Genomic DNA, 12,663 nt, shown 5'->3' on the forward strand with positions numbered 1-12,663 from the left:
TGTCTCAAATTTGAAATACCATTATAAATACCGGGACATAAATTGAAGCGCTTAGCAATTGTATTCATCTTCCAGTTTGCTTTCACGCTGTTTGTAAAAGCACAACCTTATCATTTCAGGCATTATCAGGTAGAACAGGGTTTGTCGTACAGTTCCGTGTTCTGCATTTTGCAGGACACTAAGGGCTTTCTGTGGTTTGGTACGAAGAATGGATTGAATAGGTTTGATGGTTACAATTTTAAGATTTTCAGGAATGACGCGGCTGATAGGAAGTCGATTGGCAATAACGTGATTAGGTCTATTGCAGAAGATACACGGGGGAGGTTATGGATTGGAACTTCAAGTGGCCTGTTTCAGTATAGAGATACCACAGAAGTATTTGATCCAGTTGGGGGAACTGCGAACAGGTCGGTATGGAATGTGCAGAGTGATGGGAAAGGTAGTGTAGTATTTATAGCGAATTTTGTGATCTACAGATATGATCAGGACAAAAAAAAGATTCATGCTTTAAGTGATAGACAGGACTTTGACGCAACCTCTCTGTGTTTCGATAAAAAAGGAGGATTATGGGCTTCATCAAGGTCGGGTAAGCTGATGCGTTATGATCAATCAAACAACACTTTTGTTGGTTTCGATGTATTTGCCAAGTCTCCAAAAGTAAGTTCTTACTGGATAGACCGGATCTACGCCACACAATCCAATTCTATATTAATAGGAACTTCACATCAGGGGGTTAAATTGTTTGATATAAATAATTTAAGTTACAAAGATATACTCAGTCGCAATCTGGATCAAACGAGCATTTTTGTGAAAAACTTCCTTCATTACAAAGAAGATGAATATTGGATTGCAACAGAATCAGGAATATTCATTTATAACCTGGGCACTGGGAAATATACGAACCTGAAGAAGAGTTTTAGCGATCCATATGCCATTTCAGATAATGCAGTTTATGCTTTGGCAAAAGACCGGGAGGGAGGAATGTGGGTCGGTACATATTTCGGAGGCGTAGATTATTATCCTAATCCATTTACCTCATTTGACAAGTTTTTTTCTCAGGGTAGTGGAAAGTCGAAATCATTAAGTGGTGATGCAGTCCGGGAGATTTGTAAAGATCAGTACGGCAATTTGTGGATCGGCACTGAGGACGCAGGTTTGAACAAGCTGCCTGCAGGACAAACGCAGGTCGTAACCTATGCACCCGATGGCTCCAGTGCGCATATTTCACACACGAATATCCATGCGTTAATGGCCATGAAAAATGAACTCTGGGTTGGCACCTTTGAACAGGGACTGGATGTATTGGATATTCCTACGGGTAAAGTCATCCGGCATTACAACGGAGGCTCGCAAGCCGGAGCCCTTGGCAGTAATTTTATTGAGTGCTTATACCGCACGCGCTCGGGCCAGATTCTGGTAGGTACTGCGTCTGGACTTTATCGATACAACCCCTCCAGTGATGATTTTTCATTGGAAAAGAACATACCCTCCAATCTCTTCGTTGTCAATATTTCTGAGGATGAAAGTGGAACCATTTGGGTGGGAGGGATCAGGCAAGGTTTGTTCTTCTATAATCCGGCTACAGGGAAAAAGGGAGTATATAAACATGACACCACTGTGTCGAGTAGCTTAAGTAACGATTTCATTAACCATATCTTTATCTCTGAAGATCAGACACATTGGGTGGCAACGGAATATGGTCTTAATAGACTGGATGTAAAAAAGGGGATATTTAAGCGTTATGGCGTTAAGGATGGTTTTCCCAGTGATATTTTTTACCGTATCGAGGAAGACAGACAGCATAACTTTTGGATCAGCACAGCCAAAGGTCTCTCTTGCTTCAATCCAAATACCGGCCAAGTGAGAACTTACACGAAGGCCAATGGACTTTTAAATGATCAGTTTAACTATAACTCCTCATTTAGGGACGAATCAGGGGAGCTGTACTTTGGTAGTGTCAACGGCTTGATCGCTTTTAATCCTGCGGAATTCAAAAAGAATACCGTTGTACCTGCCGTTCAGATCACTGGATTTCAGGTGTTTAATCAAGATCTGAAAATCAATGCTGATGGTTCACCTCTAAATCAATCCATTACATTTACAGAGGAACTAAAACTGGCTTACGACCAATCTACTTTTAGTATTGATTTTGCCGCTTTAGTTTATACCGACTATGAGACAGCGGAATATGCTTATAAACTGGAAGGTATAGATCAGGATTTTACCTATCTAAAAGAAAATAGACGGGTTTTTTACACAAAACTGTCGCCCGGCACCTACACCTTTCTGGTAAAGGCAGCCAACAGTAGCGGAGTCTGGAATGAAATACCAAAGAAACTCGTCATTCGGATTTCCCCGCCCTTTTGGCTAAGTATTTGGGCTTATATTGTTTACATTTTAGTTTTCACTGCAGGATTCTATGTGCTTGTCCTTTATTTTTATCGTAAGATAAAACAACGGAACAAGAGGAAGCTGGAGCAATTGCAAAACCAGAAGGAACGAGAACTTTATGAAGCGAAAATCGAGTTTTTTACACAGATCACACATGAGATCAGAACGCCATTGACCCTCATTAAAGGGCCTATAGAAACGATATTGAAAAAATACCAGTCTGAACCAGAATTGCTGAACTACCTCCATACCATGGAAAGGAATGCCGATCGCCTATTACATCTAACTAATCAACTGCTTGACTTTAGAAAGATCGAATCAAGGGAGTATCCAATTTACTATATCAGAACGAATATTTCCGCATTGGTGAAAGAAAACTTTGAGCGTTTTAAAACGGCCATGGAAGAGAAGCAACTGAAATATCATTTGCAAATCCAGGAAGATGAGTTTTTTGCGGTTTCTGATCCTGAAGCGCTAACAAAAATTCTGAGCAATCTGTTAAGCAATGCCATCAAGTACGCAAAAAATGAGATTTCGGTCAGTTTGGTTGTTGCAGGAGAGGCTTATGAAGTTGTAGTAAGCAACGATGGCTACCTGATTCCTGATGAGATGAAGGAAAGGATATTCGAATCTTTCGTCAGGCTGGAAGCTACCTCTTCTGAAGTGGGTACCGGAATCGGCCTTGCGCTCGCTCGTTCCCTGGCCATGCTTCATGGTGGAAGTCTGAAGGTAGATTCAGACGATCAGTTAAATGTATTTGTATTGCGATTACCCCTAAACCAGACAGGGGATGTTGAGCAGCAAACTGAACCGCCTTTCATTGAAAATATAGATCAGGAATTCATATCGGAAGAACCTGCAAACGCGTCGAAAGAAGAAAAGCCAACATTGCTGCTTGTAGACGACAATAAAGATATAGTAGATTATCTGGCAAAAGAGCTGGGAAATTACTATTACTGTATCACCGCCTCAAACGGACAACAGGCGCTGATGCTTTTGAAGGAACAGACGGTACAATTGGTCTTGAGCGATGTGATGATGCCACTGATGGATGGATTTGAACTCTGCCGCATGATCAAAACTGATGTGACGATCAGTCACATACCGGTCATTTTGCTGACGGCGAAAAACACATCTCAGTCGAGGGTTGAAGGCTTGGAAACGGGAGCCGATGCTTATATGGAAAAGCCCTTTTCACCAGAGCATTTACTAGCACAGATTCAGAGCTTATTGAATAACAGGAATAAGCTGAGGGATTATTTTGCAAGTTCACCATTAGTACACCTGAAGAGTATTGCACATTCAAAACCAGACGAAATTCTTCTGGAGAAATTAAATGCTTATATTGTTGAAAATCTGGCTGATAAGAACCTTGATGTTGAGCAGTTGGCCGATACAATGAACATGAGCAGGGCTACCTTTTACCGTAAGGTAAAGTCAGTATCTAACCTATCTCCAAATGAGCTGATCAATATCACCAGGCTGAAGAAGGCGGCCGAATTGTTATTGACCACGGACTATAAAATTCAGCATATCGCTGATCTTACTGGTTTTGCTTCTCAGGCGCAATTTGGACGTTCCTTTACCAAACAGTTTGGGATAACACCATCTGGATATGCGCAACGTGAACGTCACAAAGAAGAATAGAATTTGATTTTTTGATCAGGTTTTATATTTTTGGAGGTATACGAATTAAACGGCAATATGATCAAGAGAATGGCATGCTTAATTATTTTATTATCATTTTTAATGATAAAGCATAGCCCTTTGTTCCTAATTGCCGGTCAAGATGTTATCGCAGCCTGTCAGGCGGAGGATGATCAAAAAGAAGTGCCGGAAGAAAATAAGGAACCTAAGCAGGTTGAATTTGCCGATGAAGAAGCTGTTGAGATTCACTTTAGAACGCTTACAACCCTTTCAGGCAGCCAAATCCGTTTTTTCTTTCCAGCTCCTGAGACTACTACGGTTTATCTTTCCGTATCAAATCCACCTCCGGATCAGTCTTTCTCTTAAATAGCAGATTTAAATCTGCCTTAATTCAGTTGAGGCTGAATATTCCGTTTTTTTTAATAACCAATATATTTTTTATGAGATATCCTTTTATAATCAAAGGTTCCGTTATGGGGCTTTTATTGAGCGCGATCACGTTCTCTGTGCATGCACAGCAGATCGAAGAACAAGAATTGAAAATTAATGTAGCAAAGATTGGCAGCCCAAGAGCCCAATTGAGCAGTCTGGAACCCGTGTCTTTCCGGTATGATGTAGATAAATATAAACATCTTCAGCTTCCAAAAGGACAGCAGTTCGGCTTTCTTGCAAGTAATGTAAAAGCTGAGTTTCCAACGTTGGTTTACGAAGCATCAAAAATGTATCCTTCAGGAAAAAATGCGACAAAAATTGCCAAATACAATGAAGTGCATACAGAGGAGCTGATTCCCGTGCTGGTTGCGGCTATTAAAGAGCAACAAGCCGAGATCGATTTGTTGAGGAAAGAGGTACAACAGTTGAAGCAGCAATCCAAATAGTTTTTTTCTAGTTTTAGTGTTTTGAGGAAAGGCCATCCATGTGATGGCTTTTTTATTTTAATCTGTCTCAGAATGCTGAAAACTTTAATAGATAACCTGTAAATTTAACTGGCAAATGGCCTTTAGATTTGTACCATGACTGAAAATAATAAAGAAGCCCAAATGAGGGAACTCGCGGCTCAATTGAGTTGCCCAAGTGGAGAGTTGGGGGTTAAGACCGCTGAGATGATGTCGCAGACCAATAGCAATATGATCAGCTGCACGATAGATGCCCTGGGATTGAAAAATAACGATGATGTCTTGGAAATAGGTCCTGGATCCGGGTGTCATGTTGTTGATGTAATCCACAGAGCTTCAGGAATCAGCTATATCGGTGTAGATACTTCTGAGTTAATGGTAGCCGAAGCATTAAGGAACAACCCCAAATTGGTAGATTCTGGTCACGCATCTTTTCAACTTAGTGATGGTGAAATCATCAGCTTTCCTGACGGCAACTTCGACAAGGTTTTCTCTGTCAACACCATTTATTTCTGGAGCGATCCTAAATCTTACGCTGCTGAAATATTTCGAATTTTAAAGAGGGGAGGTCTATTGACCCTTGGGTTTGCTACGCGTGACTTTATGGAGAAATTACCCTTCACATCTTATATTTTTACTTTGTACCGCTTGGGTGAGGTTGAAGAATTGTTGAAAGCTGCTGGCTTTGAGATTCAGTCTGTGGATGAGCTACAGGAGAAGGTGACCAGTAATTCGGGAGAATCTGTAGAGCGTACCTTTTTTGTTTTAAAAGCGGGAAAGTTTTGAAACCAGAACAACCCTTCATGATTAATATCGCTCAAATTCCCGACCCTATCTGGCAGTCAGACTTATTGTCTGAACTTCCTCAAGATGAGATCCACCTGTACCTGATTCGCATTTCTGATTATTTGGAGTCTCATGCTTATTTCCGCAGCCTTTTGAATCCTGAGGAACTTCTGAGAGCAGGAAGATACCATTATCAAAAAGATCGGTTACGCATGATTACTAGTCGTGCTGTACAAAGGATCATTCTCTCAAGATACCTTAAAATGCCGCCTTCTCACTTGATTTTTGAAACAGGTCCCCATAACAAGCCAAAACTTCAAGGTACTTCGGATTGGCTTCATTATAACATCTCACACGCTGAGGAATACATTTTAATGGCCCTGAGCATTGAGCCGGTCGGCGTAGATATTGAATATATAAATTCTGATTTTAAATTTAGAGAAGTGCTGGACGGAAATTTTAATGAATTAGAGATTAATTCTATTCATCGTGAAAATCCAATCGATAGATTTTTTGAATTGTGGACGCGTAAAGAGGCCTATTTTAAAGCGACGGGGCTTGGCGTTAATGATGGATTCGCTCGGTTAATGAGCCTTGAAGGCATTCATTCAGTTGACCTAAGTCAACTGAATGTCAATCCGGTAAGCAATTTGCATAGCTTTTGTCCTGCGGATCATTATGTAGCATCTGTCGCCTCAAGCGGAAATTTAGCTGGCTATCAGTTTTTAGCGGGTTTTTAACAGTAATAACAGATGTACGCTGCATCCTCCTCACAAAGGACATCAAAGCTGCTTCCTGAAGCTACTTCAAATTGTTCCTGCGCCTTATAGGTATTATAAGAACCATCCGCATTTCTGACTTTTAGCGTACCTGAAATAACCAGCATGGTTTCTGGACTCGAGGCTGAAAATGTATAGGTTCCTTTTTTCATTACACCAACAGTTGCGGGGCCTTTTTCTGTGGATAATCCAAGACTTTGGACATTTCCTTCGAAATAGCTATTGTGTTTTATGGTATTTTCTGTTTGACTCATGGTTGTAAATTTGATTTGACGTAAAACTATAAAAAGATGAATGTTTGAGCAAATTCATCTCATTTTAAATAAAACCTGAGAGAAGCTAAAATTAAACTACCTTCACCGGTAATGGTGATTGCCACGTAATGCGATAAGCTGACCTATTGGAAAATAATTTTAATGAATTAATCGACAGTTTCAGCGAAAACAGGGTCGGTATTACCAATGACTTCCTAACTTCTGCGTTAGCTGGAAATTTGCGAAATAATTTGATAGACAAATATAATAGTGATCTTTTGTTAAGTGCAGGGACAGGCAACAGATCGTCTGTAGTTCAGGATCAATCTTATAGGAGCGATAAAATTTATTGGCTTGATAAAAGCTACAATGATCCTTTTGAAAATGAATTTTTCACACTTATCGACACCTTCATCGGCCATTTGAATGATACCTGTTACACCGGTATCACTGATTATGAATTCCACTACACGCTGTATGAAACAGGAAGTTTCTATAAAAAACATCTTGACCAGTTTAGGAACGATTCCAGTAGAAAATATTCAATGGTTATGTATTTGAATGAAGGCTGGCAAGATTCAGATGGGGGAGAGCTCTGCATACATCACACTGATCAGCGTATCCAAAATATCAGTCCCCAAAACGGTAGGAGTGTGTTCTTTCAAAGTGATGAGTTGGCACATGAAGTATTGCCTACGCGCAAGCCAAGGATGAGTATCACAGGATGGCTCATGCGTAGGTCAAGCACTTTCTAAAATTGATTAGACCAACTTTGTGACTTCGATAGCCTTGTCCAGTACTGTTTTGATCACAGTTTTATATTCCAGAAAAGCTGCTTGTCTTGCCTCTTCTGTTTCGCTCTCTTTTAACAGCTTTTTGCCCTCTTTTAACGTCGGCAGATCTACTGTATACAGTTCGCCAAATGCTTCCGGATTTTTGTTTTTCAGAATCCGGATCGTATGTGAATACTGATCGTGGCTATCCAGTAGGATCGCCAGGCTTTTTTCGCTATAAATAGCTAAGCCTACAATTTTTTCTGATAGCTTTTCCAGCTTTCCTCTTTCTTTTGCGTAACCCATAGTGGGCGAATATAGTGGTTTTATCGCTAAACTAATTTGAATTGATCAAAACTAAGCGCGATATATTCGGTTAATAAAGGCACATCAATCAATAACTCTATCATTATGAACAGCATTAATCAAAACCAACCGGAAGACAATAAGGAAAACTTAACAAACGAAGAAGCCTTGAAAAAGATCAGAGAAATGATCGCTCAAAATGACACTTGTTTCTTTTGTACATCTGCAGCTACAGGACCATCGAAAGGAGTTAGGCCTATGACCATTCAGCAGGTAGATGAAGCAGGTAATCTGTGGATTATGAGTGCCAATGACAGTAGCACCAACCAGGAGGTGGCATTGGACGCTAATGTAAAGCTTTACTTCCAGGGATCGAAACACTCCGATTTTCTCTACCTGACTGCCCAAGCTACTATTGAGGATGATAAAGCTAAAGTAAAGGAACTTTGGAGCCCACTTTTGAAAACCTGGTTTACTGAAGGAGAAGATGATCCAAGGATTTCTTTACTAAAGGTGGTGCCGCATACAGGGTATTATTGGGACAATAAACACGGAAACGTAGTGGCAGGAATCAAGATGTTGGTGGGAGCGGCAATAGGCACCACTCTGGACGATTCTATCGAAGGTAAATTGAAAGTATAAAATGAAATTTTTCATGCCCTAATTTAAGAGATTAGGGCATGAAAAATTTGCATAAGTTATAGGTAGACAACTTCAAAGCCACCGTACATGGCCATCTCCGCTGAATGGTGTACTGCTAATTTCAATTTCATTTTCTCTATCAATTCCTTTGCAAAGGTAATGCTTCGGTAAAGGTCATTATTACCTCTTATTTCAATCCCCCTGGATAACATCTTGAACTTATTCGGCTCGAATTTGTCGATGAATTTTTGCAGATCAGCGCTGATTTTAGTATCTGTTTTTTGCATACGATTTGAAATTTTTACAATTCTAAAAGCAGCGGTATTGTCAAAATGTTTGAAGAAAGTTTTAAACAAAAACTGCTTTTTGAACATTCTTACAGATTTGTTCCTGATATGCAGGTAATTACATAAATATTTTTATTTAGAACTAAAGGAATGGATTGAAACAAACTTCCCAATAGTTGTGCTCAGGGTCTGCAACAATCCCCGCATAACCTCCCCAATACACTTTCGCAGGTTTTTTGATGATGTTTGCTTTCTTGTTTTCTAATTCCATAAACAGCTCGTCAGTTTCTTTCAGCGAAGCCATATTGATGGTCAAATACGTTTTAGGCAGAACTTCTCCATTGATGGGTTCGCTGTTCAGGTATGCGGCATGAACATCTGATTTATAGATGCTCAAGATTAATCCGTTTTTCAATCTGAACATGATGATATCTGTACTTTCGGATTGGATTTCCCAGCCGAAAGTATTGGCATAAAAATTTTTAAGTTTCAGTGGGTCTTGCGCCGCAATTGTGATTGCGTTGATCTGAGCTCTCATAAAAGGTTTTTTCTTTGGTGCAGCAAAGGTAGAAAATCATTCCTTATTTTTAACCAATACACTGACCCGGTAAACAAAAAATATGCAGATGAGAATAAGGACAGACACTACGATGCCAAGCGTATCGTAATGTTCCAGCGGACTGCTTTTAGTTTTCTGCGTGACGATCAGACCCGCGCATAGTGCAGCTATCCCTCCGGCCATCTGTTGTAGAGATGCATTGATGCTCATAAAAGCGCCTCTGTCCTTCATGTCAGGTACACTCATTGTCAGTGTAGTGGCAGGTATCATTCTACTCATAATGCCCATAAAAAGCACCATGTTGATCAACACGACCTGCCATACAGGTATTGGCGTTAAGTTTGTATAAATCAGGATCATTACAATGGCAAGTAGTGAGCCTCCTGCAAATACCTTAAACTTGTCCACTTTGTCGCTTAGCTTACCTACCATTGGCATGATAACAATTGATGCCAGTCCGGTAAACATAAATACAAGTGGTAGCTGATGCTGGGTGATTTCTATATTATTGATGAGATAAGCACTTCCAAAGGGCATCAGCATAAAACCACCGACACTCATAAATGCAGTAGCGATAAAGCCGGTCTGATAAGAACGGTTAGATAAGGCATGCCAAAGGTGCAGAAATGGACTTTTGTCTGATTGTGCAGCGAGGTGGGCATCTATAGGTTTTACTTTAATTATGATGGTCAGGGCAATCAGGATGGCGAGGCCAACGATCATTAAAAATGCTGAATGCCAGCCCCAGATATTGGCAAAATAAAGCCCCACAGGAATTCCAAGGACCTGGCTGGCAGCAAAAGCCATTTGAACCATTCCCATGACACGTCCTCGCTGATGGACCGCGAAAAGATCCGTAACTATAGCCATAGATATTGCACCGATGACGCCACCGAATAGTCCGGTTACTATTCTGGCGACAAGGAGCATTTCATAAGTATTGGCCAATGCACATGCTAAAGTCCCGACTATGAAACCGATATAAAAAAACAGAAGTAATTTTTTACGGTCAAATTTATCGGCAAAACCGGCTGCCAGAATACCTGAAGCACCTGCACTAAAGGCGTAAGAGGATACGACGAGTCCAAAACCCTTTGGAGTCATACCTAGTGATTTCATTAAAAAATCCCCTAAGGGGGCCAGTACCATAAAGTCAAGTACAATCGTAAATTGAAGTAGGGCAAGTAAGGCAATAAGTATTTTTTGATAGAAACTAAACGGCTCAACCGTATTTTTTGTAGTTTGTTCCATTGGTATTCTTTGTTGAATTTTTTAAGTGAGTTCTTCGCATTGATAGCCATTATCACTAAGCAATTGAATCACGGTTTGCAGCTCCAAAGTAGCAGATACGATGCGCAATACGCAATCAACATCCTGTTGGTCAACGGTCCATTGTGTGATTTCATTAGATTCCATCAGTATGGATAGTGCGTACTTATCTTCCTGGGTTCGAATATTTGTTTTGAATAAGAGGATATTTTTCATGGTTTGTGGTTTATTTTCTAAATGCATTAGCAACGAGATCAAAAGTTTTCCAAAGCACTTCATCGTTCAGAACGAAAGGTTTCCCTCCCATACTTTGACCCTCGTTGTGAAAACGGATTAAATTGTAAAGTGGGGCAAAAGCCACACTCCAGTAGGTTTCAAAAGGCATGGGATTAATCTCACCTCTTTCTATCGAATTATGCAGAAATCTTCCAAGTGGTTCTTTAAAATTTTTTCCAAAAGTTTCCAGGATTTTCTGCTGATAAGTCGAGGTACGAAGTTGTTCCATCATTTGTGCGGACAGCGGGTTTTCCAATAAACATTTCGCCCGGTTCTTCCACTGTTGTCTAAGTCCATCAACAAAAGAGGAGTCAGGGTCAAAATCTTCCAGCATAATGTCGCTCATACGTTGCACTTCTTCCATGCCAATCTTGAGTACCAGATCGTCTTTGTCCTGGTAGTAGATATACAACGTTGCTACAGATATCTTGCATGACTTTGCCAGTTTATTCATGGTAAATCCCTCAAAACCAACCTTAACCAGCAACTCTATGGCCTTTTGCTTTACCAGCTCAACTTTGTTCACATCTCTTACGCGCATTTGATTCCCGATTTTAGTGCAAATATAAGTGAATATTCATTCATTTATAACTAATCACCAAATTATTCAGTTTTTAATTGCGTCATTCGGCAACTAACTTCAAAACCATTTCCGATATCCCGTGTTTATAGTTTGCTATACGTTCTCAACATTCCTAATATAAACGATATGGACGCATTCAATATTAAGCTCGGCTATGGCAGCAAAGAAGTTACGCTGACCATACTTCCTTCGGAAGATGGAATTTATAAAGTCATTTATTATGGAGGAATATTAGGTGCAATCAGAAAATACGATCAGGAATGGGATTTGGTTGCGGACGATGAACTCATAGCTGGCGATCTGCCACCGTATCAGACTGAGATTGCAAATGATAGGATAGAGATAGATTTAACGGAGCAGTTGGCAGACCGGATAGGGGAAGAAATAGACATCCACCTTGAAGAAGAATAGCAAGAATTTTTTCATGTTATCTTTCTTCAAGAATCATCATTCTCAGTGTTCTTAGGTTATCGATGGCGCTGCCCATGGTATTATTAAAATAGCTGTACACCTCTTTGCCCTGAATTAGCCATTCACGGATATAAGATGCATATTCGTGCAGCAAATCTTCACTATAGCTTCCTTTATAGTTGCCTCCGGGGCCATGAAATCTGAGGTAAATAAAGTTTTTGCTGCTTTCAATGAACATTCCTCCTTCACTGAGTTTGTCGTGTAATACCAGTCCTGCCTCATATTTATCCAACAATTCGTAGGTGTCGTCATTGTACCAGTGCTGTTGCCGGAATTCGACCGCAACTTCCCAGGGGGAGTTGGTCATTTCCGTTTTTATTGTCCACAGCAGTTGTTCAACTTGCCTTTTGTAGGCTGTTGTAATGCTGCCCGGAAACTGAACCAGTAAGGTTCCTTTTTTCTGACCTACCTCTGAAATTCTACGGAGGAATTCTGTAACTAAACTCGCGTCGAAGATCAGACCTTTGGCATGTGTAACATCCCTTAACAGTTTGAAAGTGAATTTAAAATGATCTGGTACATCGGCAGCCCATTTTGCTACCGTAGAAGCCATAGGCATTTTGTAAAATGAGCTATTGATTTCAATGCTATTGAATAAGGAACCGTAGTAGTGCAATCTGCTTTTGTCTTTAAACGCTACGGGATAATATTCTTTGTTTGGAACTGGAAGTAATAGTCCACTGGTGCCCGTGTAATAGTTTTGGAACGGATCATTTATCATACGCTGAAGCTTAGCTTGTTGAT

At 40.3% G+C, this 12,663-nt stretch carries 16 protein-coding genes; 8 read left to right on the plus strand and 8 right to left on the minus strand.

Annotation, left to right across the window (positions count from 1 at the left end; translation table 11 throughout):
* Positions 1 to 42 precede the first annotated feature (42 nt).
* The 5 genes from WAE59_RS06000 (at position 43) to WAE59_RS06020 (ending at position 6,460) form a co-directional block, all read left to right on the plus strand.
* Positions 43 to 4,038 carry a hybrid sensor histidine kinase/response regulator gene (locus tag WAE59_RS06000; protein ID WP_337855028.1) on the plus strand — a complete coding sequence of 1,332 codons (3,996 nt, stop codon included), beginning with the start codon at positions 43 to 45 and terminating at the stop codon, positions 4,036 to 4,038.
* Positions 4,039 to 4,095: 57 nt separating this feature from the next.
* Positions 4,096 to 4,404 carry a hypothetical protein gene (locus WAE59_RS06005; RefSeq protein ID WP_337855029.1) on the plus strand — a complete coding sequence of 103 codons (309 nt, stop codon included), beginning with the start codon at positions 4,096 to 4,098 and terminating at the stop codon, positions 4,402 to 4,404.
* A 74-nt stretch (positions 4,405 to 4,478) separates the two neighbouring features.
* Positions 4,479 to 4,916, plus strand: coding sequence for a tail fiber domain-containing protein (locus WAE59_RS06010; RefSeq protein WP_337855030.1), 438 nt, complete (start codon positions 4,479 to 4,481; stop codon positions 4,914 to 4,916).
* 135 nt (positions 4,917 to 5,051) lie between these two features.
* Positions 5,052 to 5,720 (plus strand): class I SAM-dependent methyltransferase, encoded by a 669-nt coding sequence (locus tag WAE59_RS06015; RefSeq protein WP_337855031.1) that lies wholly within the window; start codon positions 5,052 to 5,054, stop codon positions 5,718 to 5,720.
* Positions 5,717 to 6,460, plus strand: a complete 744-nt coding sequence (locus WAE59_RS06020; protein ID WP_337855032.1) for a 4'-phosphopantetheinyl transferase family protein — start codon at positions 5,717 to 5,719, stop codon at positions 6,458 to 6,460. The genes WAE59_RS06015 and WAE59_RS06020 overlap by 4 nt, the downstream gene beginning before the upstream one ends.
* On the opposite strand, the gene ppnP is transcribed toward WAE59_RS06020, so the two are convergent.
* On the minus strand, positions 6,457 to 6,753 hold the full coding sequence (gene ppnP, locus WAE59_RS06025; protein ID WP_337855033.1) for a pyrimidine/purine nucleoside phosphorylase: 297 nt from the start codon (positions 6,751 to 6,753) through the stop codon (positions 6,457 to 6,459). The genes WAE59_RS06020 and ppnP overlap by 4 nt on opposite strands.
* Positions 6,754 to 6,899: 146 nt before the next feature.
* Between ppnP and WAE59_RS06030 the strand changes: the two genes are divergently transcribed.
* Complete coding sequence (locus WAE59_RS06030) at positions 6,900 to 7,508, plus strand: 2OG-Fe(II) oxygenase (protein WP_337855034.1); 609 nt, start codon at positions 6,900 to 6,902, stop codon at positions 7,506 to 7,508.
* 6 nt (positions 7,509 to 7,514) lie between these two features.
* On the opposite strand, the gene WAE59_RS06035 is transcribed toward WAE59_RS06030, so the two are convergent.
* Complete coding sequence (locus tag WAE59_RS06035; protein ID WP_337855035.1) at positions 7,515 to 7,832, minus strand: hypothetical protein; 318 nt, start codon at positions 7,830 to 7,832, stop codon at positions 7,515 to 7,517.
* Positions 7,833 to 7,937: 105 nt separating this feature from the next.
* Between WAE59_RS06035 and WAE59_RS06040 the strand changes: the two genes are divergently transcribed.
* Positions 7,938 to 8,474, plus strand: a complete 537-nt coding sequence (locus WAE59_RS06040) for a pyridoxamine 5'-phosphate oxidase family protein (protein ID WP_337855036.1) — start codon at positions 7,938 to 7,940, stop codon at positions 8,472 to 8,474.
* 56 nt (positions 8,475 to 8,530) lie between these two features.
* On the opposite strand, the gene WAE59_RS06045 is transcribed toward WAE59_RS06040, so the two are convergent.
* The 5 genes from WAE59_RS06045 to WAE59_RS06065 form a co-directional block, all read right to left on the minus strand.
* Entirely contained in the window at positions 8,531 to 8,761 is a 231-nt protein-coding gene (locus tag WAE59_RS06045; protein ID WP_337855037.1) for a hypothetical protein, read from the minus strand.
* A 142-nt stretch (positions 8,762 to 8,903) separates the two neighbouring features.
* Positions 8,904 to 9,299 carry a VOC family protein gene (locus tag WAE59_RS06050; protein WP_337855038.1) on the minus strand — a complete coding sequence of 132 codons (396 nt, stop codon included), beginning with the start codon at positions 9,297 to 9,299 and terminating at the stop codon, positions 8,904 to 8,906.
* A 36-nt stretch (positions 9,300 to 9,335) separates the two neighbouring features.
* Positions 9,336 to 10,571 (minus strand): MFS transporter, encoded by a 1,236-nt coding sequence (locus tag WAE59_RS06055; protein WP_337855039.1) that lies wholly within the window; start codon positions 10,569 to 10,571, stop codon positions 9,336 to 9,338.
* Between the two features lie 21 nt (positions 10,572 to 10,592).
* The gene (locus WAE59_RS06060; RefSeq protein ID WP_337855040.1) at positions 10,593 to 10,805 is read right to left on the minus strand and encodes a hypothetical protein; all 213 of its coding nucleotides are present in this window, start codon (positions 10,803 to 10,805) and stop codon (positions 10,593 to 10,595) included.
* A 10-nt stretch (positions 10,806 to 10,815) separates the two neighbouring features.
* Positions 10,816 to 11,406 carry a TetR/AcrR family transcriptional regulator gene (locus tag WAE59_RS06065; RefSeq protein WP_337855041.1) on the minus strand — a complete coding sequence of 197 codons (591 nt, stop codon included), beginning with the start codon at positions 11,404 to 11,406 and terminating at the stop codon, positions 10,816 to 10,818.
* A gap of 168 nt (positions 11,407 to 11,574) precedes the next feature.
* On the opposite strand from WAE59_RS06065, the gene WAE59_RS06070 reads away from it, so the two are divergent.
* The gene (locus tag WAE59_RS06070; RefSeq protein WP_337855042.1) at positions 11,575 to 11,859 is read left to right on the plus strand and encodes a hypothetical protein; all 285 of its coding nucleotides are present in this window, start codon (positions 11,575 to 11,577) and stop codon (positions 11,857 to 11,859) included.
* A 16-nt stretch (positions 11,860 to 11,875) separates the two neighbouring features.
* On the opposite strand, the gene WAE59_RS06075 is transcribed toward WAE59_RS06070, so the two are convergent.
* Positions 11,876 to 12,640 carry a DUF72 domain-containing protein gene (locus WAE59_RS06075; protein WP_337855043.1) on the minus strand — a complete coding sequence of 255 codons (765 nt, stop codon included), beginning with the start codon at positions 12,638 to 12,640 and terminating at the stop codon, positions 11,876 to 11,878.
* Positions 12,641 to 12,663 lie beyond the last annotated feature (23 nt).

This window comes from Pedobacter sp. GR22-6 (assembly GCF_037402555.1).
Lineage (GTDB): Bacteria > Bacteroidota > Bacteroidia > Sphingobacteriales > Sphingobacteriaceae > Pedobacter.